Annotated in this window: 22 protein-coding genes; 10 read left to right on the top strand and 12 right to left on the bottom strand. The window is 46.8% G+C overall.

From position 1 onward, the window contains the following. Both AC5ZC7_RS13380 and AC5ZC7_RS13385 read right to left on the bottom strand, forming a co-directional pair. Window positions 1–1,260, bottom strand: a complete 1,260-nt coding sequence (locus tag AC5ZC7_RS13380) for an FtsX-like permease family protein (protein ID WP_496161811.1) — start codon at window positions 1,258–1,260, stop codon at window positions 1–3. Continuing rightward, complete coding sequence (locus AC5ZC7_RS13385; RefSeq protein ID WP_496161812.1) at window positions 1,257–2,336, bottom strand: efflux RND transporter periplasmic adaptor subunit; 1,080 nt, start codon at window positions 2,334–2,336, stop codon at window positions 1,257–1,259. The genes AC5ZC7_RS13380 and AC5ZC7_RS13385 overlap by 4 nt, the downstream gene beginning before the upstream one ends. Window positions 2,337–2,482: 146 nt before the next feature. Between AC5ZC7_RS13385 and AC5ZC7_RS13390 the strand changes: the two genes are divergently transcribed. After that, window positions 2,483–3,031 carry a pyridoxamine 5'-phosphate oxidase family protein gene (locus AC5ZC7_RS13390; RefSeq protein ID WP_496161813.1) on the top strand — a complete coding sequence of 183 codons (549 nt, stop codon included), beginning with the start codon at window positions 2,483–2,485 and terminating at the stop codon, window positions 3,029–3,031. Here AC5ZC7_RS13390 and AC5ZC7_RS13395 read toward each other — a convergent pair. Both AC5ZC7_RS13395 and AC5ZC7_RS13400 read right to left on the bottom strand, forming a co-directional pair. Continuing rightward, window positions 3,028–4,245, bottom strand: coding sequence for a calcium:cation antiporter family protein (locus tag AC5ZC7_RS13395; protein WP_496161814.1), 1,218 nt, complete (start codon window positions 4,243–4,245; stop codon window positions 3,028–3,030). The two genes, AC5ZC7_RS13390 and AC5ZC7_RS13395, sit on opposite strands and share 4 nt — an antisense overlap. After that, a complete protein-coding gene (locus AC5ZC7_RS13400; protein WP_496161815.1) occupies window positions 4,175–4,924 on the bottom strand; it encodes a carboxypeptidase-like regulatory domain-containing protein in 750 nt (249 codons plus the stop codon). The genes AC5ZC7_RS13395 and AC5ZC7_RS13400 overlap by 71 nt, the downstream gene beginning before the upstream one ends. A 41-nt stretch (window positions 4,925–4,965) precedes the next feature. Between AC5ZC7_RS13400 and AC5ZC7_RS13405 the strand changes: the two genes are divergently transcribed. From AC5ZC7_RS13405 to AC5ZC7_RS13420, 4 genes are all read left to right on the top strand, one after another. Continuing rightward, on the top strand, window positions 4,966–5,088 hold the full coding sequence (locus tag AC5ZC7_RS13405; protein ID WP_496161816.1) for a hypothetical protein: 123 nt from the start codon (window positions 4,966–4,968) through the stop codon (window positions 5,086–5,088). Window positions 5,089–5,164: 76 nt separating this feature from the next. Then, window positions 5,165–5,554 (top strand): hypothetical protein, encoded by a 390-nt coding sequence (locus AC5ZC7_RS13410; RefSeq protein WP_496161817.1) that lies wholly within the window; start codon window positions 5,165–5,167, stop codon window positions 5,552–5,554. 76 nt (window positions 5,555–5,630) lie between these two features. Continuing rightward, window positions 5,631–6,137 (top strand): GNAT family N-acetyltransferase, encoded by a 507-nt coding sequence (locus AC5ZC7_RS13415; RefSeq protein ID WP_496161818.1) that lies wholly within the window; start codon window positions 5,631–5,633, stop codon window positions 6,135–6,137. After that, window positions 6,134–6,604, top strand: a complete 471-nt coding sequence (locus AC5ZC7_RS13420; RefSeq protein WP_496161819.1) for a MarR family transcriptional regulator — start codon at window positions 6,134–6,136, stop codon at window positions 6,602–6,604. Before AC5ZC7_RS13415 ends, AC5ZC7_RS13420 begins: the two co-directional genes overlap by 4 nt. Before the next feature lies 1 nt (window position 6,605). Here AC5ZC7_RS13420 and AC5ZC7_RS13425 read toward each other — a convergent pair whose 3' ends face one another. Then, window positions 6,606–7,217 (bottom strand): hypothetical protein, encoded by a 612-nt coding sequence (locus AC5ZC7_RS13425; protein ID WP_496161820.1) that lies wholly within the window; start codon window positions 7,215–7,217, stop codon window positions 6,606–6,608. A 239-nt stretch (window positions 7,218–7,456) separates the two neighbouring features. Here AC5ZC7_RS13425 and AC5ZC7_RS13430 point away from each other — a divergent pair, with 239 nt between their 5' ends. Next, complete coding sequence (locus AC5ZC7_RS13430; RefSeq protein WP_496161821.1) at window positions 7,457–7,873, top strand: hypothetical protein; 417 nt, start codon at window positions 7,457–7,459, stop codon at window positions 7,871–7,873. On the opposite strand, the gene AC5ZC7_RS13435 is transcribed toward AC5ZC7_RS13430, so the two are convergent. From AC5ZC7_RS13435 to AC5ZC7_RS13445, 3 genes are read right to left on the bottom strand one after another with little or no spacing between them, the layout of a single operon-like run. After that, complete coding sequence (locus AC5ZC7_RS13435; RefSeq protein WP_496161822.1) at window positions 7,874–9,763, bottom strand: CocE/NonD family hydrolase; 1,890 nt, start codon at window positions 9,761–9,763, stop codon at window positions 7,874–7,876. Window positions 9,764–9,793: 30 nt separating this feature from the next. After that, window positions 9,794–11,260, bottom strand: coding sequence for a RagB/SusD family nutrient uptake outer membrane protein (locus AC5ZC7_RS13440; RefSeq protein WP_496161823.1), 1,467 nt, complete (start codon window positions 11,258–11,260; stop codon window positions 9,794–9,796). Window positions 11,261–11,272: 12 nt separating this feature from the next. Then, on the bottom strand, window positions 11,273–14,539 hold the full coding sequence (locus AC5ZC7_RS13445) for a SusC/RagA family TonB-linked outer membrane protein (RefSeq protein WP_496161824.1): 3,267 nt from the start codon (window positions 14,537–14,539) through the stop codon (window positions 11,273–11,275). A 448-nt stretch (window positions 14,540–14,987) separates the two neighbouring features. On the opposite strand from AC5ZC7_RS13445, the gene AC5ZC7_RS13450 reads away from it, so the two are divergent. Continuing rightward, window positions 14,988–17,390, top strand: a complete 2,403-nt coding sequence (locus AC5ZC7_RS13450) for an FtsX-like permease family protein (protein ID WP_496161825.1) — start codon at window positions 14,988–14,990, stop codon at window positions 17,388–17,390. Window positions 17,391–17,500: 110 nt separating this feature from the next. Here AC5ZC7_RS13450 and AC5ZC7_RS13455 read toward each other — a convergent pair whose 3' ends face one another. Genes AC5ZC7_RS13455 through AC5ZC7_RS13465 form a run of 3 tightly spaced genes read right to left on the bottom strand, consistent with a single transcriptional unit; the run spans window position 17,501 to window position 19,555 of the window. Beyond that, a complete protein-coding gene (locus tag AC5ZC7_RS13455; RefSeq protein WP_496161826.1) occupies window positions 17,501–17,803 on the bottom strand; it encodes a hypothetical protein in 303 nt (100 codons plus the stop codon). A gap of 27 nt (window positions 17,804–17,830) precedes the next feature. Beyond that, complete coding sequence (locus AC5ZC7_RS13460) at window positions 17,831–18,727, bottom strand: DUF6929 family protein (protein ID WP_496161827.1); 897 nt, start codon at window positions 18,725–18,727, stop codon at window positions 17,831–17,833. A gap of 57 nt (window positions 18,728–18,784) precedes the next feature. Further along, window positions 18,785–19,555, bottom strand: coding sequence for a GDSL-type esterase/lipase family protein (locus AC5ZC7_RS13465; protein WP_496161828.1), 771 nt, complete (start codon window positions 19,553–19,555; stop codon window positions 18,785–18,787). A gap of 149 nt (window positions 19,556–19,704) precedes the next feature. Here AC5ZC7_RS13465 and AC5ZC7_RS13470 point away from each other — a divergent pair, with 149 nt between their 5' ends. Together AC5ZC7_RS13470 and AC5ZC7_RS13475 are read left to right on the top strand one after the other, a co-directional pair. Continuing rightward, window positions 19,705–20,043: a metalloregulator ArsR/SmtB family transcription factor gene (locus AC5ZC7_RS13470; protein WP_496161829.1), complete on the top strand. Its 339-nt coding sequence runs from the start codon at window positions 19,705–19,707 to the stop codon at window positions 20,041–20,043. Between the two features lie 47 nt (window positions 20,044–20,090). After that, window positions 20,091–20,513 (top strand): SRPBCC domain-containing protein, encoded by a 423-nt coding sequence (locus AC5ZC7_RS13475; RefSeq protein ID WP_496161830.1) that lies wholly within the window; start codon window positions 20,091–20,093, stop codon window positions 20,511–20,513. Window positions 20,514–20,568: 55 nt separating this feature from the next. On the opposite strand, the gene AC5ZC7_RS13480 is transcribed toward AC5ZC7_RS13475, so the two are convergent. Further along, complete coding sequence (locus AC5ZC7_RS13480; RefSeq protein WP_496161831.1) at window positions 20,569–21,237, bottom strand: YiiX family permuted papain-like enzyme; 669 nt, start codon at window positions 21,235–21,237, stop codon at window positions 20,569–20,571. A gap of 48 nt (window positions 21,238–21,285) precedes the next feature. Here AC5ZC7_RS13480 and AC5ZC7_RS13485 point away from each other — a divergent pair, with 48 nt between their 5' ends. Then, window positions 21,286–21,822, top strand: a complete 537-nt coding sequence (locus AC5ZC7_RS13485) for a GNAT family N-acetyltransferase (protein WP_496161832.1) — start codon at window positions 21,286–21,288, stop codon at window positions 21,820–21,822. The last annotated feature ends 30 nt before the right edge of the window (window positions 21,823–21,852 follow it).

Below are 21,852 nucleotides of genomic sequence, written 5' to 3' on the forward strand. Positions count from 1 at the left end.
TTATTTCCCTCTTATAATAACTACAGGATCCACCTTGCTGGCCTTCCTGGCAGGAAAATAGCCGGCAAAGTAAGTGGTAACCAGTGAAAAAACAGTTCCAATAATATAAAACGCCGGATTATAATTAACCGGGAAAGTAGTAATGGTAGGTAATGCAGGGGTGCGGAAGGGAATATGATTGATAACAACCGACAATCCGAATCCGAAAAACAATCCTACCAAACCACCTGCCAGTCCAATTGTCAGCGCAATCACAATAAAAATACGGTTCACATCACGACCGGAAAAGCCCGTCGCTTTCAGGATGGCAATGGTATCCATTTTCTCATAGATCATCATGTTCAGAATATTATAAATACCGAATCCTGCTACAATCAACAAGGTAATCCCTACAGAATAAGAGATCAGTGTCCTGATAAAACTGCCGGTTTCAAATTGTGAATTCGCTGTTTGAATATCCTCTGTATCTGCCTGGAACATAGCTCCATATTCCTTTGCCACCGCGGGCGCCTGGTTCAGGTCTTTCAGTTTTACCTGGATATCCGTGATGTAATTATTGGGCTTGCCCAGGAGTTTTTGCGTGGTATTAATAGACGCATAACATTGCACCTTATCGAAATCCTGTAATCCCGACTGAAAGTAACCCACCACTTTCAGTGGCATGATATCCCCCTGCGAAGTGGTGACCTGTACTACATCTCCCAGTTCTGCCAATAACTTATCTGCTACGCCTTTACCCAGGATAATGCTGTTGGGTACATTTTTCAGGTCGATGGCATTGCCGGCAATGATGTAGTCGTTGAAATGAAACAGGTTACTTTCTGCCTGCACATCAATGCCATTTACTACGCCGGTAATATCTATCGTGCCGGCTGTAAAAAACACCGGCGCAATAATTTTGGGCGCCAGTCCATATACGCGGCTGTCGCGGCGGATGGCGTCCATTACGGCGCCACTGTTGAATATTTCCTGGCGTGCACTGGGCGACTTTATTGACCGGATAAAATTGTGGTAGCTTTTATATTCTCCCGATACATTGACCGGTTGATTTTTCGTAGGCTTGATATCGTTATAGATACGGACATGCGGTGTTCTGTTCAGTATCAGCCCGTCCAGCAAGCCATTCAGGCCGGTCATAAAACTCAGCAGCGCAATGAACATGGTAATACTAAACGTAACACCGATGGCTGCTACCAGCGTTTGTTTCCAACGGGCACGCAGCAACGAAAATGAGACACTGAAAATTAGTTTGTAGTTCATAATGCCGGCTTAATAATCACGTCTCCGGAAGTCAATCCGCTGATAATCTCTACCCTCTGGTAGTCCTTCAATCCGGTTACTACTTTCTTTTTTTCTTTATTTTCCAGCATAACCTGGTCACCTTCCAGTAAATAATTTCGGGGGATGGTTAACGCTTTATCCTTTGTTTGAATAACGATATTGGCCTCGAGGGTGAGATTAGGATATATCACCGGCGGTGTGGTAATAAATCGTGCGTCTACCGTGAAAGAACGGGAACGTTCGTTCATGATCGGGTAAATTTTCTCTACCTGTGCTTCAAACGATTGTCCCTTGTAACTATCCAGGGTGATAAATACTTTTTGCCCGATTTTGATGCGGGCAATATCATATTCATCTGCCTGCAATTCCAGGTAGAAGTCGTTGCTGGCGCCGATAATGGCCACCGGGCTCTGTGGATTTGCCAGCTCACCCACTTTTTTGGGGAGACTATATACCCGGCCATCGATATCACTTTTAATGATATAATCGTCTTGCTGGGTATGACTGATCTGCAGATTTTTACCGGATTGGCTGGCGGCGAACCGGAGTTGTTTTTGCAGGTCGTTATATTTAAATACAGCTACATCGTATGCGGTGAGTGAACTTTTATATGCCAGCTGGACCTGCTCCAGTTGTTGCTGACTTCCTATCTGTTGCTGCCATAGCCGTTGTTGACGGGTCATCAACAGGGAATCGTTGCTCAGTTTATTACGGGCAAGGTCTATATTTACTTTGAGTTCACTGAGCTTGTCTTCGTTGGCACTAACGGCAGTGTAGGCGGCGGACAGTGCGGCATTTTCCGTGTTGAGTTTCGCGGCGTCATGCTGGATCACCATGAGTGGATCTCCTTTACGAACGGTATCGCCCTCGGTAACAGGGATACTGATAATAGGGCCGGTTACTTTGGAAAACACCTGGTATTGATGCCTGCTTTTAATGATGCCGGATGCATATACCGATTCTGAAATTTTCTCTGTTACTGGTTGAGTTTTCTCCCATTTGCCTTTACAGGAACATAATATGCAAAGGACCAGTATTACTTGAATTGCTTTCATGCAATATATTTTTCCTGCCGGCACAAGGCCTTCAGTGCTTCTTTAGTGTTTATGCTTGTCAAATGTAATGCATCTGGGAGAAACCTGTTAACGGTCCGTCTTAAAATTTGTACCTTCATAAATCTGCGTAATTAAATGAATCTGCTATGGGAAAATTCTTCGATGATATTAAACCGCAGCATCAGGCTTTTATCGCTGCCCAGCAACTATTTTTTGTGGCTACCGCCCCGTTAACTGCTGAAGGACATGTTAACCTTTCTCCTAAAGGACTGGATAGTTTTCGCGTATTTTCACCCACCCGGGTAGGCTACCTGGACATTGTGGGCAGTGGGAATGAAACCTCGGCGCATATCCGGGAAAACGGGCGTATTACTTTTATGTTTTGTGCTTTTGACGGTCCGCCCAATATCCTGCGTTTATACGGGCAAGGCTATACCGTATTACCGGGTGACCCACAATGGGAAGAGTTATCGGCTCATTTCACCTTATTACCTGCCACGCGGCAAATTATTATGGCCGATATCTACCAGGTACAAACCTCCTGTGGCTTTGGGGTACCTTTGTATACCTATAACGGGGAAAGAGATCATGCTGCCAAATGGGCTGAAGCCAAAGGCCCTGAAGGACTGGAAATCTACAAAGCAGAAAAGAACCGGGTGAGCCTGGATGGCCTGCCCACCTCATTGGGAGATTAAGGTACCACCGAAATAAACAGGTACGTAGCTAATATCACCAGCAATACAATGCCTTGCAGGATATTCGTTTTCCCGGCATTGAATGAAATGCTGATGATAAACAGGGAAAGTATCAGCAACAGGGACGATGTGGCGTCTATGCCCAGGGTGACCCGGAAGCCGGCAAAATAAGTAACAATAGCTACCGCCGGAATCGTTAACCCAATACTGGCCAGCGCCGATCCTAATGCCAGGTTTAAACTCGTTTGCAGGCGGTTCTGCCTGGCGGCCCGGATAGCAGCCAATCCCTCCGGCAGAAGGATAACGGCCGCAATAATGACGCCTACCACGGTTTTAGGGGCACCCAGGTTCACCACAATTGTTTCAATAGTGGGTGATAGTTTCTTGGACAATAACACCACTGCTACCAACGATACCAGCAGCAACAACAGGCTTATCAACGCCGTGGCACCAGATGGAGGTGCTGCATGCGTATCTTCATCTCCAGGGGTGCTACCTTCCGGTAGAAAATAGTCGCGGTGACGAATGGTTTGTACGGCTACAAAGCTGCCATACAACACCAGGGAGATAATGGCTACAAATATGAGCTGGCTGCTGGAATATACTGGTCCGGCTGCGGTGGTAGTATAGTTAGGCAATACGAGCGTAAGAACAGAAATGGCCGACAACGTTACCAATGCCGCACTAACACCTTGCTTGATGAATGCCTGTTCCTTGTATTTATATCCTCCTACAAATAAGCACATCCCGATAATACCGGATAGGATCAACATAATGGCGGCAAACACCGTATCACGGGCGAGGGTGGAATCTTGTCCCACTTCGGTGAGCATGATAGAAATAATCAGGGATACTTCGATGACGGTAATAGCAAGAGCTAAAATAAGGGTTCCGTAGGGTTCTCCTACCCGATGTGCCACCACTTCCGCATGATGTACGGCAGACAAAACCACACTGATCAGGGAGATACCCATAATGGCGGCGAAAATACCGCTGTCTTGTCCGGCGGCCAATGCCAATATTACCAAACCAATAAGGGGACTGATAATAGTCCATATCGGTAAGGCTATTTTCCATCTCTTGTAGAGAAAATGATTGAATCCCATCTCTTTAAGATACAGAAAAAACAGCAATTTCACTGCATCAATTCCGCACAGGGTGTTGTCGTTTCCAGGTTTCTGCAAAGTAGCGGCCGGCGTCCTGGATATACTCATAGTACTGGTAGTCGTTCTCGAAGTTTTGGAGCATTTCATAAGTGGGACGGTAAGCCAGCATGAATGTTTCCAGGGCGGGTGAGGTTAACCCGGTAATTTTCTTTACCAGGGCTTTGTTAAAGCGACGGTCTATATATTTCTCCCGTTCTTCCCGTTCCATAAAGAGCCGGAAATTCTCCATCCGTTTAATCTTTTTCATACTAAACAGGGCATCGAGGTTAATTCCGGCGCCGACACCGTTGCCACCACTGGTGAGGTATTCAGGTGAATACTCAAATACTTTACGGTATTCTTCGCGGTTCCTGATGGAATCGGCCAGGTAGTCGCCCACACGTTTGGTGGATACTGTTACCGTAGGTAACACATGTGTATCTACATGCAGGCTCATATCATAAGGGCGGTTATTGTTGATTTCCCTTACCGCAAATTTCATGGTGGCTTTACCCTGGTAAGAAAAAAAGATCGAATCGGTTTGAGGTAATACAATAGTATATTGACCAGTGGAATCGGTGACAGCGCCCACACCGGAGTTACTTCTCACGCTCACGCCCGGCAGGCCGAATCGCGCAGAACGATCGTAAATGGTACCGTGAATCTTCACCTGTCCGGTAGTGACCAGCCGGAGCAGCATTAATACCATCAGTATACCCGCCGTTTTTAAAGTACCAGATTTCCTCATTTTGGCCCAATCTAAGACAGGATAAAAACATAAGCAAGAATATGAAAAATATTAACAATTCATTTTCTATATTTCCCCCCTCATTCTTCCCTATTATCACGGCTTCCCTGATCAACTTATCATCCCCACAATTGAATATAGCCGTTACCGTTAACCTGTCGTAAAATGATAATTGTTTGTCGCGTTATGGTAACAGCTACCCCTGCTCTCCCACCTACCTTTGTTAAAAAATATCAACTTATGAAACAGCTTAAAACCGTTTTAGTAGTCAACGCGCTCAGCTCTGCTGCCGCTGGTCTCTTATTCCTGGTACTGGCAACACCTTTTGCCGGCATCTTCGGCATCACGCAGGTATTCCTTTTCGAGGCAACCGGCATCTTCCTGTTGTTATTTGGTGGACTGGTCTTGTACACGGCTACCAGGTCGCCTATCACCACGGGTATGACGAAGCTGGTGACCGCGCTGGATATTAGCTGGGTACTTGCCAGCATCCTCGTGGTGATTGAATGCCGGCAGATGATCACCCTGATTGGTTCGCTGATTATCCTCGCTATTGCGGCCTGGGTAGCCCTGATGGCTTTGCTGCAGTACAAAGGTTTGACTGAAATGAATCGTTCTCAGGCAGGATGATGGCATAGCGGGATTTTTAAAATAAATTTTGATTTATGTAGTCAACTACGTAGTTTTATACTATAAATCTATGTAAATGAGTACGGAACCCACTATCAGAATGATTGACAACCAATTTTGTCAACAAATAATAGACATTATCCTGCCTATTCAGCAACTGGAATTTAATATTCCCATTACCATTAAGGACCAGCCAGACCTGAATGATATTGAGAAGAATTACCACCAGACCGGCGGCGGCTTCTGGGGGGCTATGGTAGATGAACAGCTGGCGGGTACTATTGCCCTGATTTCCATTGGTCACCATGCCGGCGCCATTCGCAAAATGTTTGTAAAAAAGGAATTCCGGGGTAAGGAGTTAGGGCTTGCACAGCAATTGCTCGATCAATTGATCGCTCATTGCAAAACAGTAGGAATCACAGACCTTTACCTGGGTACGGTAAACAAGCTGGAAGCGGCCATCCGCTTTTATGAACGCAACCACTTTAAAGTTATTCAAAAGGCGGATTTACCATCTTATTTCCCGGTGATGAGTGCAGACAACGTATTTTATCACCTCCACATTAACCACGACAAGCCATGATAAATGTAATCGACGAATCGGGAATACTGGCTATTTCCACACGGTTGCAACGCCTTGCTGATCAGCTGCGCAAAGACGGGCAGCTGATCTACAAGGCGAATGGTATTGAGTTTGAGCCAAAGTGGTTCCCGGTAATCTATACCCTGCATTTTAAACCGGTATTATCGGTGGTGGAAATTGCCACGGAAATAGGTTACACCCACCCCTCTACCATCAGCCTGCTGAAAGAACTGGAAAAACAGAAACTAATCCGTTCCAAAAAAGATAAACTGGATGAAAGGAAACGACTGATTCAACTAACGGAAGCAGGAAAAGCGCTGGTAACGGAGATGCAGCCGGTATGGCAACGAATGGTACTTGCACTCACAGCGTTAACGAATACGAAGAATAACCTGATGAAGGCGATTGACGAAGTAGAGGCACAAATGAAAACGTTGAGTTTCCTGGACAGGGAACGACAACTGTAGGCTATTCCAGTACTCCCTTTACCAATGCCTTCCATTGCAATTTAGACATGCCCATGGCGCCGGTGGCGCCTACTACGGCATTTCTTATCTTGTCGTTGATATCTACTCCTTTTGTATTTGGCACTTCATTTCGGCCATATACCGTGGCGGTAATGGTCACCCCACTTCTGACCAGTACAAAAGAACTACTGGCTTCCTTCCGCAGGAAATGCGCAATACCTGCGCTTTTCTGTATGGGGTGTTCCGATGGCCTTGCCCGGATGAAAAATATTTCCTGGTGCTCATTCAGCATCACATGTTCCTTCTGTTCTATCTTCACCCAATCGAAACCCTTACCGGCAGTGGTGCCCGGGCCGGGAATATTAATTCGTATATACATGCCCGTTTCTGCCGGCCCTTCAATGGCTTTCCCTGTCAGATCGGTGAGTTGAAATTCTGAAGACAAGCTTCCGCTCATACCGGCCCACTTATTTACATCGGATAACCGGTTCATGGTTACTTTAAAAAAGTCTATAGCCGCTGCTTCATGCACCAGTTCCTTTTCTTCCGACGTAGTAGTAGCTTCTCCTACATATTGCGCAGGTATAAACGGCGCTGCAATATTCTCTGCCATAGTACAAACTTTTTCGATGGTAAAACAATATGCGGAAATACCTGTTGATGAGTGCAACACCCCTTTTTTGTACATTTGGGTAACAAACACGAGACACATGAAAAGATGAGCACCGGATACACCAAAGCAAGCGATTACCAGTAATTCAACACCCCTGATCAATAGCAATAGCATCATCAGCACCAGCGGGCACACAGATACCCAGACGGCCAGGATCAGACTATTTAAAGATACGAAATATGAACAGCTTATATATACTTTTCCTGTCCTGTTTCCTGCAATTGGGTTGCAGCAACATTCCCGCCAATCAAACCAACGGGAAAATCACCGGGAAATGGCAACCCGTAAAATCCATCATCAGCGCCATTGAAAACAATGAGAAGTCATTTGAAAAAATAGATACCAGCTTCAGCCCTGTTGACCTGATGGTATTTAAAGAGAATGGCACTTTGGTAGATGGAGGACAACGGTATGATTCCTATATCATGGACCGTGACACGAGGGAACTTACCCTGCAGGAACCCAGTGGCGATGCCATCACCTTCCGGATACGGGTACTTTCCCCACAGCAACTCGTTATTGTCCGGGAAGATGAGGAAATCTATAACAACAAACGCCGGCAAATGAAGCTGGAAATCCATTTTAAACGGCCCTGATTATTTCAGTACCGGGAGCACAATACCAGAGCTATTTTTGGGGTCATGATAAATACGGATCGTTTCCTTCACGAAATCTTTTTCAGTAGCCTCATAGATATTCACGAACTGTTGCGGGTTCCTGTCTGCCAAAGGAAACCAACTACTCTGCACCTGTATCATCAACCGGTGACCTTTCTGAAAAGTATGGGCCACATCCGGTAACTGGAATTTCACCTGCTCAATTTTTCCAGGTTCAAAAGCTGCCGGCGATTCAAAACCATGCCGGAACCGGCCCCTGAAAATATCTCCCCGCACCAGCATCTGGTAACCACCCAACGGATAAGGCCCACCGGCATCACGGGTTTTATTGGGAGGAGGCGTATTGGGATAACGGAAGTCGTCCGGAAACACATCTATCAATTTCACCACAAAGTCAGCATCACTACCCGTAATGCTTACACGCAGATCTGCGGTTACCACTCCTCCTATCGTTATATCTGTGGTGAGTGGCGCGGTTTCAAAAGTCAATACATCGGCACGCCGGGAAGCAAATCGCTGGTCATCCGTCATATAATCACGGGTACGTACATAATGTACGTCTTCCGTATAAGGCACCGGGTGCGCAGGATCACTCACGTACTCGCAAAAACCTGCGGTTCCACGCTCCCATCCCAGTTGCCCGTTTTCCTGCAGGAAAAGCTCCTTTTCCTCGGCTACCGGCGGCCACTGCGTATACTGCCGCCATTGATTCTCCCCGGTAAAAAAGATATTTGCTTCTGCAAGGGCAGTCAAATCACCTTTTCCTTTGAGGTAGTAATTAAAAAAAGGCACCTCAATATGTTCCTGGTACCAGGCCGCTGTATTATCACCAAACTGGACATTACCCAGGTGGGTGCCGTCTGCAGAAGCCCATTGCCCATGATACCAGGGCCCCATCACCAGCTTGTTAAAATGGGTATCCGGATTACCCCGCTCAATGGCTTTATACAAATTCCAGGCACCATAGCAATCCTCTGCGTCAAACAAGCCGCCTACTACCAATACTGCCGGCTGCAGGTGATCCACATAATTACGTGGATCGCGGGCCCGCCACCAGTCGTCGTACTGCGGATGCGCAATGATTTCTTTCCAGAAAGCCAGGCTATCACCAGTTAGCTTCGTGAAATTTTTGATGGTGCCAATTTTCAGGAAGGTACTGTAATTGTCGGCGCAGGGCAGCTTCAACGCCTGCACAGGCGCCACCGATATAGGTTTGGGATGGGGATAGCCAAAGCCTTTGGTATAAAAACCGAAACAGTCCATGAGGAAGAAGGCGCCATTATGATGAAAATCATCTCCATGAAACCAATCCGTTACCGGCGCCTGGGGGCTTACAGCCTTCAATGCCGGATGCTTACTCAATGCCGCCATGGTAGTGTAAAATCCGGGATAAGAAATTCCAAACACGCCAGCATTTCCGTTGTTGTGCGGAATATTTTGCAGGAGCCAGTCGATGGTATCATAGGTATCGCTGGCTTCATCGATCTCGTTGCCCTGCTTATGCGGATTAAACGGACGGATATCCTGGAATTGCCCTTCACTCATCCAGCGGCCACGCACATCCTGCACCACGATGATATATCCTTCCTTTGCATACTGGTACCAGTAGCTATTCCAGAGATTAGGCGTGAGTTGCTGCACACCATATGGCGCGGCCGAATAAGGTGTACGGGTGATCAACACCGGATGTTTTTGGGTGGTATCTGTGGGGATGTATACGGCCGTAAACAGGCCGGTGCCATCGCGCATGCGTATACGTAGTTCCTGTTTGTAATAGTGTTGTTGTATCCATACACTGTCACTGGCATGTTGTCCCCGGGCCGGGAGCACATAAAGTGCTCCCAGCAACATAAAAATAAAACGATTCATATCCTTTCTTTTATCTCAACCTGGCCACCCTTAAGGATTTTGCGGGAAGTTAACCGGGTCTCTGTGAAGATCTATTTCGCTTTGCGGAATAGGAAACAATAGCCGCGCAGGGGTTAATACCGGCGTAGCCAGGTTATATTCTTTCAACAGATGCGCCTGCATAATGGCCAATCCCTTGGCATAGCGGATCAGGTCGAACCAGCGATTATTTTCGAAAGCCAGTTCCACTCTTCTCTCGGCGAAGATGGCATCCCGGAAACTATTTTGATCAGGCAGGTCAGTGGATGTTTTCACTTTCAGTCCGGCTCTTACCCTTACCTGGTTCAGGTAGTCAAAGGCAGAACCGGGGCCATTGGCTGCGCTATAGCCTTGCTCGTTGAGGGCTTCCGCCTGCAGGAGTAAGATATCTGCATAGCGTAATACCGGGAAGCTGCTGCCGCCATCGCCGGTGGCACCGGGTATGTCCAGGTATTTCTTTACATAATTTCCTACCTGCGTGGTAGTAGCATTTTTATACGATATCGTGTCCAGCGAGGCGGCGAAGCGCTTATCGTCTTTTTCGTAGGCAGCCACCAGGTTGTTCGTAGGGCGGTTGTTGTTAGATCCCCCATAGGCGACACCGTTATAGTAAAAGGAAAACGGTACCATGTCTGTGAAGTAGGTATTACCTTCTGAAGGACTTAATCCCTTCTTGTAACGGATTGTAAACAGTACTTCACTATTGATGGCATTGGCCGGATTATATAAGCTGCCATAGTCTGCCAACAACGTATAGCCGGTAACGTTTTTAAGTGCAGCGGTAGCGGCGGGCCATTTTTTCTCTGTTACATATACCTTTCCTAATAAGCCGTTGGCCGTGCCGGCGGTAGCCCTGCCGTAATCTGCTGCGTTGCTGTAGGTAGCAGGAAGTAAGGTGGCGGCGGATTGCAGGTCCTTTTCTATCTGGCCGTATACATCTGCTACCTCATTACGTTTGTCGTTCTGCGCTTCAGCCGTTGTTTCAGTTCTGATCACCAGCGGTACTTTCCCGTACAGACGTACCAGGTCGAAATACGCGAACGCTCTCAAAAACTGTGCTTCTCCCTTGAATTGCTTTTTGGAAGAATCGGGGATGGCGGCGGCATCTATCTGATCCAGCACTGCGTTGGCGCGGGAGATGGTCACATAAGCGCCGGCGTATACATCTGTGAGAAATGGATTCGTAGTAGTTTCCGTGAATAAATCTATCTGAGAAGCCACGCCGCCCAGGGCGCCCCTGTCGAGGATATCGGTATTATCACTTCTTACTTCCATCAGGTAGTAAGCGGATTTCCCATATAGGCGTGTGTTTTGCAGCCCATCATAGATAGCGTTCACCCCCTGCTGAAAATCGCTCGCGGTTTTATAGAAAGTGGCGGTAGTTTGGTTAGAGACCGGGGTCAGATTGATAAAATCTTTGCTGCAGGAAGATATAACCGTTATCAGCGACAACCCTGCTATTTTTATATTCAGCTTCATAAATTCCTGTTTTTAGAATGAAAGATTAACACCTGCGGTGAATGTTCTGGGTAATGGATAAGTACCATAGTCCTCTCCCTGCGATAACGGGCTATCCGGTCTGGCATTTACTTCCGGGTTGTAACCGGTGTATTTGGTCCAGGTATAGATGTTCTGCCCGGATACGTATACACGCAGTCCCTGTACTTTATTATGCAGCAGTTTCTGATCAAAGGTGTAGCCAAGGGTCAGGTTACGCAAACGCACATAAGAACCATCTTCCACGAAGAAAGAACTGGGCTGTGCGCTGTTACCGGTGGTAACGCGGTTAGGACGGATGGTGTTGCCATCGCCTGGTTCGGCGGGCGACTTCCAGTAGCCCATCTCCTCTATCATCTGGTTAGCATTACCTTCTCCATTATACAGGAAGCGGCGTTGCAGGTTCATGATTTTATTGCCATTAGATGCTTGTAATGCAACGGTGAGGTCAAAGCCCTTGTACTTAAACTCATTCGTGAGGCCCCATATGAATTTAGGAAAATAGCTACCGATATCGGTCCGGTCGTTCGCATCAATTTTCTTGTCGTCGTTCACGTCAATGAATTTGCGATCGCCGGGTTTAGTGGTGGCGTAATGCGGATAGGCATCAATGGCCGCCTGGTCTTTAAATGAGCCGCCATTTACATAGCCATAGAAGCTACCAATAGGTGATCCTACCCGGGTAATATACAGCTGGGAGATAGTACCATTACCACCATCAGAGATGATGGGTGCATTGTTGGCGCCCAGTTGTAACACTTCATTTTTATTGGCAGAGATGTTGAAGCTGGTATTCCACACGAAAGCACCGGTCAGGTTACGGGTATTCAAACCAAATTCCACCCCGCTGTTGCGTACTTTACCAATATTTTTCAAAGCCGTACCAAAGCCAGAGCTGAGCGCCACCGGCACATTCAGTAAGAGGTTGGACGTAGTAGCCCGGTAGTAGTCCGCGCTGAGGTAGATGCGGTTCGTAAACAGGCCGATGTCGATACCGGCATTCAGTTGTACTGTTTTTTCCCAGGTAAGATCAGCATTGGCAGGCTGAGATAATCCCACACCATTCACAGCAGTGCCAGCGCCATTACCAAGCACATATCCATTAGAGGACAGCAGGTCGTAAGACGCATAGTTGGCTATCTGGAAGTTACCGGAGGTACCATAGCTCACCCTGGCTTTCAGTTCAGAGATCGCTTTTACTTTGAAGAACGACTCATTGCTGATCAGCCATCCACCTGACACGGCCGGAAAATAGCCCCACTTATTGTTTTTACCAAAACGGGAGGAGCCGTCTGCGCGGATGCTGGCAGAGATAAAGTATTTATCGTCGTAGTTATAATTCGCCCTGCCGAGGTACGACAGCAACGACCATTGTGATTCAGTAGAAGTGCCGCTGGTAATGGTAGCGGCGTTAATCGTATGTACGGCATCGTTAGGGAACCCGGTACCTACCGTTTCACTGGCTTTAGTGGTGTTCTTCTGTGAAGTGTAACCAGCCAGCACATCGAAGCGGTGCTTTTCATGCAGGTTAAACTGGTAGTTGAGGGTATTTTCCCAGAGCCAGTTGGCAGACAACGCTGATTGCGCCGATCCTTTTGGAATGGTAGGTGCTCCCTGTTGGATAGGCTTATAGCTGCCTAATGTAGAAGGCCGGAAGTAGTTACGGCTGAAGTGATTGATATCTGTGCCAAAGAAGGTTTTAAACTTCAGGCCTTTGATAATTTCATATTCTCCCCACACGTTTCCGAGGTTGCGGACATGATCCATTTTATCGTCTATCTGTGTGGCCAGTGCCACGGGATTTTCGCCACCGGAGTAGCCATAGGCCCAGATATTCTGGCGATTGGTGGCCAGTGAACCATCAGGGTTGTATACCGGGAATATGGGTGATGCTTTTAAAGCGTTACTAAGGATGCCGTCGAATGTCCACGGGCCTTCACTGTTGATCAGGTCGTAGTGATCGTAGGTGGGGTTCACGGAAACGCCTATCCGCAGTTTCTGCGTGAGGTTGGCGGTGAGGTTGGCTCTCAATCCATATCTTTTGTAGCCGGAGCCAAGAATGATCCCTTTCTGATCGAGGTAGTTGCCGGACACATAGTACTGGAACTTTTCGTTACCACCGGAAGCATACAGGGTATGATTTTGAATGGGGGCGGTTCTGAAGAGGGCATCCTGCCAGTCGGTGTTTGTGAGGCCGGGGTTGCCTGCCAGGTAAGGCAATATTTCCGGGGCAATCTGGTAGTTGGAGTTCCCCCTGGTGGCGTTGTCATCCGTGATTTTACCGGATGGTTTAAAGTCCAGGTAGGCGTTGTTTTTCGCATCAAAGCTGAACTTCGACCATTGGTAGGCATCCATCACTTTTATTTTTTTGCTGGCTTGCTGAAAGCCGGCATACATGCTGTATCCGAAGGAAGGCGGGCCTGTTGTTTTGCCTTTCTTCGTGGTAATCATGACCACGCCGTTAGAGGCCCTGGAGCCGTAGATAGCGGCGGACGAAGCGTCTTTCAGGATGTCGATAGACGCAATATCGTCGCTGTTCAGGGTACTGAGCGGATCAGGAGATTTCTGGAAAGATGCCTGTCCGTTGATATTCACTACATCTGTAGATCCCTGGAGGTTTTTCAGGTCGTTCGACAAGGGGATGCCGTCTACTACGTATAATGGATCGATGCCGGCAGAGATAGAATTGAGGCCGCGGATACGTACGCTGATACTTCCTCCGGGGGCGCCTGTATTCTGCAATACCTGTACGCCGGCTATTTTACCGGCAATAGCCTGTTCAAAGCTGGTGACGGGCTGATCTTTCAGATCGGCTGCCCGTACAGAAGCCACGGCGCCGGTGATTTCTTTACGGCGTTGCACGCCATATCCCACCACTACTACCTGGTTCAGGGAGGAAGTAGATTCTTTCAGGGTGATATTTACCTGGCGGGGAGTAGCGTCTGATAAGGTAAGCCCTCCTACTTGCGCTGGTTCAAAACCAATAGAAGTAAATTGTATGCTGTATGGGCCGCCGGCAGCGAGGTTTATTATCCGGAATACGCCGCTGGCGTTAGTTTGTGCGGAAGTTGTTGCCCCGGTAGTTTCATTCTTTACCACTACTGATACTCCCGGTATTCCTTGTTGCCGTTCACTTTGAACGGTACCGGTAACGACTGCACGTTTTTCCTGGGCCAGCAGGAATAAAGGTGTCAGTAAAGTAAGGAGCAGTATTACACTCCGCCATTTTTCTTTTAAAGACCGAAAGTAAAAAGAATCCATAGGTGATTTTTGAGGCCCCGCACAGGCTGTTGCCATGTCTGTGAAAGAGGAAGCATTTGGGTAAATGCCTGCTGATATACCAGGGCCAGTTGATAAAACTGTTTATAAAACCGATGACAGATGACTGCGATTAGATTTCAATTCAAGGTTAAAAGTACCAACTAGTTTTTAGTCTACCAAATCAATAGACTAATATGCAGGAGTTATTTTTCGCAGTAGATAAATTTACTTTGTAGTAAACATACAAGGGCTATTAATTACACAGCCGGTAAAAATTGAGGAAAGGCTTCGTGGAAGATCCGTATCAGAGGCCAATCTTTTCAAGGTGTTCATTAATGAACATCGCTTATATAAAAGCGGACAACAAATCCATAATTTAACACTGATTATCAATACACTATAAGTTGGCATTTCCTTCGCCTGCTGGTTATTCATAACATTATTTATCATGTTCAAAAGTCAGTTCAAAATTGCGTGGCGGAGCTTTCAGAAGCATATCACACATAGTATACTGAATCTTGCTGGTTTGACGATGGGACTTGCGGCCTGTTTCTTTATTACCATTTATGTAGTGGATGAATACAGTTATGACCGGTGGTTACCGCAGGGTGACCAGGTATACCGCATTGGAGAGGAAGTAAAAACCCAAACTAATGATGCGTTGCGGTTTGCTTCCACCCCCGGTAACCTGCGACAAGCAGTATTGGCTTATCCGCAGGTAGCAAGTGCCACACGCATTTTTGACTATATTAATAATTCAGTGATCAGTGCGGGCGCGCAAAAACAAATTCCGGAGAAAGCGATTTACATCGCCGATAGTAATTTCCTGGAAGTACTCCCCTATCCTTTACTGGCAGGCAATCCACGCACTGCTATGAATGAGGCAGATGGCATTTTACTGACAGCCGCCAAGGCGGAAAAGTATCTTGGTAAAGAAAATAATGCCAGTAACTATCTCAACAAAATAATCACCGTCAGTGAGAAGCACTACCGGGTAACGGGGGTGTTAAAAGATATTCCAGCTAACACCTACTTCCGCCCGGATTTTATTATTTCTGCGGTGGCATTCAACAATCAGGAGTGGTTCCGGCGGAACAACGATAACTGGCATGGCACTATGGTACAGAGTTTTATCAAGCTCAGGCCGGGTGTATCTGCAGCTGCATTCGAACAACAAATTAAGTTCCTCGCGTATCAATATGTAGGAGATCAAATTAAAGCTAACGGACAGCTATATACGTACTTTCTGCAGCCGCTGGCCGACCTTCATCTGCATTCTCACCTGCGCTATGAACTCAGTAAAACCGGCGATGCCTATTATGTGCGCATCCTGTCTTTTGTAGCCCTGTTTATCCTGCTGATAGCGGGCATCAATTTCGTGAACCTGGCTACTGCCGGGGCTACTACCCGCGCCAAAGAAGTAGGTGTGCGAAAATTGATTGGTGCGAAGCGTTCCCAGCTGGTGCTTCAGTTTATGACCGAGGCCGTGATGCTCAGCACTTTTGCATTTGTGATGGCAGGATTGCTGGTGATACTGTTGTTACCATTTTTCAACCAGGTGGCCGATAAAAACTTTACCATGGGCGTGTTGCTGCAGCCACGCATCATTGGCGCCGGGTTTGGTATCAGTATGCTGATCGGCGTGCTGGCGGGCATTTACCCTGCTATTGTGCTTTCCGGCTTCACGCCTTCCCGGATTGTACAACGGCATGGTCTGCGCGTGAAAACGCAATATCTCCGGAACGCACTGGTGGTAACGCAATTTTCCATTTCCATTTTACTCATCGTTGCTACCATTGTGGTATACAAGCAGCTGCAATACATGAAGAGCTATGACCTCGGGTTTGATCAGTCGCAGGTACTGGTGGTGCCGGTCAATGGTGGTGACGCCAACAAAAATATTAAGACACTGATCGCGCAATTTAAAGGACAGGCGGATGTGTTGTCGGTGAGTGCTTCTGCCAATGTACCGGGGCAGGAATTTGGCAACAACCTGCTCCGACTCAAAAATGATCCCACTAAAAAAACAGATACGCGACTCATTTCTGCGGATGATCAGTTTTTCCGTACATATAATATCAAATTACTGGCAGGGCGGCTATGCAGTATGGTAAAAGATACCACAAAGAAATCGGGGGATATCATGATTAATGAAGCGGCGTTGCCTTTCTTTGGCTGGAAAACGCCGGAAGAAGCACTGGGACAGGAATTCGACTGGGGCTGGGGCACTGTTTGTGGTGTATATAAAGATTTTCATTTCAGTTCTTTACAAAAGGGCGTAACCCCTATGGGAATCTTTTATAATCCTCATTGGTTAAACTATATCAGTCTTAAAATAAATACCCGGCATACGGCTGTTACAGTGGCCAGTTTAGGCAATATCTGGCAGCGGGTGGTACCGGCCATGACCTTCGATTACTTCTTCCAGGATGAGGCCTTTAATCGGCAATACCGGGAGGAACAGCGCCTGGGTGAGCTGTTCATGCTGTTTTCCATTTTTGCGATCGGCATTGCCTGCCTGGGATTATTCGGACTCGTATCATTTGCGGCCGCACAGCGTACCAAAGAAATAGGTATCCGGAAAGTGTTGGGGGCCAGTGTTACGGGCATCATAAGATTACTAACGGGTGATTTCCTGAAGCTGATAATTCTGGCCGCCGCCATTGCTTTTCCGCTGGCCTGGTGGGCTATGACCAACTGGTTGCAGGATTTTGCCTATCGTATTTCACTGAGCATGTGGGTATTCATTGTAGCCGGTGTGGGGGCAATGCTGGTAGCGTTGCTTACCATCAGTTTGCAAGCCGTAAAAGCAGCCCTGGCCAACCCGGTGAATAGTTTGAAATCTGAATAGCAGAAAGCAAAAAGCGTAAAGCAAAAAGCTATCGTAGCGAGTAATCAGTGCAGGAATAAATCCCCCACTGATTACTCGCTACGATAGCTTTTTGCTTTACGCTACTCTAATTATTTCTCAAAAAAAGTCACGTCGTCTTCACCGGGTTCTATATCTGTCAGCTGCTCTTCCCAACCGGGCGATAATTTAAAGAGCTCGTGCAGGCCACCTATTAGTTCCAGCCAGCCGGACATTTCATCGGATACTTCCAATGTTTCGCCATCGGCTGCTTCAAACACCAGGAAGGTAGCTTCTCCCGGGTACGCATATACTTTGTAGCCTGAAATACGTACTACATTTTCCCATTCCAGGGTGTCATCAATACCCTCATCGTATTTCACAGCAAGTCCTGATTCATCAAATGCTATATCCATATTACGAAGATATTAATTTTATATCAATCAACTTTTGTGGGTAAAAGAACACTGCACTTTAAACAGGCGGCTCTCTCCCCCATCATTATCAGATACCAGGTGAAGTATCAGCTGGTCTGCTGAGATGCTTTCTACACAGATCCCCTCTATCTTCTCCTGCTTAAAAACAGGTGAGGCAGTCGTCAGATTCAGCCATCCCTCTATTACCAATGAAGTGTGGGTTAGTTTTTGGGAGATGTTGGTGATCCATCCAATATAACTATCACCAATAACGCCATCGTCATACGCATTGGTAGTAGCCTCAGACGACAAGGTACACAGGAGCCAGTCTTTCTCCGGAACATAACAAAGTTCAGATACGCCGGCAAACTCCGGGATTGGCGTTGCTAACGTTAACGGCAATACGGAGACATCTATATCCGGCTGCTCCCAGAAACCATTCGGCGCCAGTAATACCTGGTTAAAAGGGTAGCCATTATGCCCGCGGTTACCGAGTAACAGTGTATTTCCGATCACTGTAGCGCCCTCTATATTCAGTTCTTTCACGCCACTCGCCGGTAATTGCGACAGGAAAGCAGCTGGATAAGAAAAACGTTGTAATGGCTGCCCCGTTGCCAATGGCAGCAATAATAACTGACAACGAGATGGTGTAGCCAATGATCCACTGACGAACAGGTAAGATTGTTCCTGCCATGTTATCACCGTGGCCGCTTCAAAATCCGGTTTTACTGCTTTAGGGATCCTTTTGTCCGGCGCTTCCGCTACGGGAATACTTGCCATTACCTGGTAATCCTGATCCAGTACGAGTATGCACGTAGCATCATCGCCCACCAGGTACAAATGCCCATTGGCATATGCGATAGCAGAAGCAGACGGAAAATCAGGTAACAGCAGCGTACGTAATACAGTAATGGTCGCGTCCATGCAGGTATATATTATCAAAGCAGGCGACATATAAATATCCCGCTTTAGGTTTCACAACTACTTTAGTCCCCCTATCACTGTTTTGATAGCCTTTGCCCAGAGTACGCCCAGTTGAGCAGCCCCTTGTTCATTGGGGTGCAACTGAAAAGTACCTGCTTTTCCATGTTCCTGGATAAACAGTTCCGGATGCTTTTCGAAGTATTTGAATCCGCTGGTGTTACCAATAAATACCTGTTTAGGATGCGATGCTTTGTAGCTCGCTGCTACGGCATCCAGCACCGGGAAATAGGATTGTAGCCGTGCCAGTCCTTCCGCGAGGTAGCGGGAGCTGTTTTGTGTATTGGGACTATACCAGATAGGATGATGTAAAATGATGATGCAGCCGGGATAGTCTGCTAACAGGCGATCCAGTATTGTTTTCACATTTGTTTTATAATCTGCCGGAGATACGGGGGAACCATTGGGTCCTTCGATAGCGCTATCGTTGGTACCCAGTACCATCGAAAACACCAGCGTAGCGTCTTTATCGCTTTTAAACACATCCGCCGCTTTTATAACGTTGTTGAATAAACGATTCGTGGCAGGTAAGAAGTCGACGGTAGTGGATCCGCTCACGCCCTGGTTGCTGTAATTTACCTGGTAATTGGGTAAGGCCTGTTGCAACCACTCACAGCCTTTCACAGGTGGTGCATCTTGTTGCGGATTCGCCAGGCCACCGCCGTGCGTAATACTGTTTCCAATAAAAACGATATCCAGTTTTTTCGATTGTGCCATAGTGGTAAGTACCAGTACCAGGCAGCATAAGGTAAGCGCTAGTTTATTCATCATGTGGTTTAAGCATTGCATCGTGTAAAATAATATTCTCCAGTGAGAATTGTGCATTTTTTACAAATGCGCTGTTCTCAAAAAAAACTTTCCGTAACCAAATGGTTACTTATATTTGTAACTGAAAGGTTACATAACTTAAAACAGTTCTTTTGAGAAGAGATGTATTTCAGGCAATAGCCGACCCTACCCGGCGGCAGATCATAGGTTTACTCGCAAATGCTTCGTTAAACCTGAATAGTATTGCGGATAACTTCGGTATCAGCCGGCCGGCCATATCCCGGCATATCCGTATCCTGACAGAATGTGGCCTTATCACCATCCGGCAGGAAGGCAGGGAACGGTACTGCAGCGCCGATTTAAAACAATTGAAAACGGTGGCCGACTGGACCGCGCAATATCATGCTTTCTGGTCGGGCAAGCTGGACGAACTGGAGACTGTTCTTGCCAAACCCACTAAATCACCGCGCAGGAAAAGGCAGTCGGAATAAAAAATGCAGCAAGGAACCATATTTATTCATTTATAAAACAATGATTTATGAGTAACAAGCCGCTTGTTGTTGAACGTGCGTTGAATGCACCTGTAAAAGCAGTATGGGAAGCACTTACAGACAATGAAAAACTAAAACAATGGTATTTTCAATTGCCGGCCTTTGAAGCCAGACCGGGCTTTGAATTCAGTTTTACTGCCGGTAGTGAGGAACAGCAATATGTACATCGCTGCAAAGTCACAGCGGTGGAGCCACTTAAAAAGCTCAGCTACACCTGGCGATATGAAGGCTACGCCGGCGATTCGGAAGTCACCTGGGAATTGTTCCCGGAAGGCAGCAAAACCAGGCTGGTACTCACCCATACAGGGATACATACATTCCCTGCTGATGCGGCCTTTGCAGAAAAGAATTTTTCAGACGGCTGGAATCATATACTGGGTATCTCATTGCCGGACTTTCTTGCGAAATAAAGTTGGTCGTTTACGAATGCAGGTAACAATTGTCTGTTACCTGCATTCACCTGGCTTACTCCGTCACGGTTACCAATAACGGCGATTCAAACATACTTACCGGCGAAATTATTTTTTCATCTAAGGGAATATGATTACCATAGATGGCCTTCATCTGCTGTTTAACCGCAGTGCTGCTCAAATCAAATGTTTTCAAGGGCTGCAATGCTCCTATTTCCAGGCCGGTGGCTGCTTTATATATCTTCCAAACCAATTCTGAACAATACAACCGCTCATCCGACCAACTAAAATATGCATCATAATCTTTTCCAATAAACGGGCGACCTGCAGCCTTCATTTTAGTGACCACTGCCGGCGTAATCAGGGTGGTGGCGTTTTTGAGCCGTTTAATTACATAATGCCCGTTCTTTCCCCGTGCGATCCAGTCGCGTAGCGGCGTATATCTTACCGGTTGTAATGCCTCATATACATACCATTGATCATCATCCTGTTTTAAAATTATTCCGCAATGACTATATTTGGAATGTGTTGCCCGTTGAATGGCTGTACTAAAATCGGACTCCGATATCTGAAAAATAATGTCGCCTTCCCGTACATCCGGTATGGCCGCCCTCATTTTCTTCGTGAAAGTTTGATGAACCATTAACGTCCGTGCAGCCAGCAGAGAGCTGGCCACCACCAGTAGTAGCAAAATCGTGATACCCGTTTTTCTTGAGTTTAGCATACCCGAAAATTAAATAAATAATACCTATTATTAACAAGCCACAAAAAAATGAATAACATACTTATCGTACCCGCTATCACAGCGGAGGTAGAACTGTTGCAACAAATTGCCAGGCAAACATTCCAGGAAAGCTTTGCGGCCGACAATACTCCGGAAAACATGAAGCATTACCTGCAGGAAAATCTCAGTCTCGCAAAATTATCCGCTGAAATGAGTAACCCGGATTCTGAATTCTTCTTTGCCATGCTAAAAACCCAACCCATTGGCTATATGAAGCTGAATTACAAAACGGCGCAGACGGAATTATTCAACAGCCGGGCAGTAGAACTCGAACGCATATACGTTTTGAAGTCGCACCAGGGACAACAAATTGGTCAGCTGTTATTTAGCCGTGCTGTAGATGCAGCCAAAGAAGTAAAAGCGCCCTTCCTCTGGCTGGGCGTATGGGAACATAATACCAAAGCGATTGGATTTTATCAAAGAAATGGCTTCACCCAGTTTGATACCCACCCTTTTATGCTGGGCGATGAGAAGCAAATAGATATCCTGATGCGGCTGGACTTACCCGTGCCCAAAGCACAATAAAAAAATTTGATTACCTTGGCGCTCCCTTTT

This window comes from Chitinophaga sp. 9-1-y (assembly GCF_059511905.2).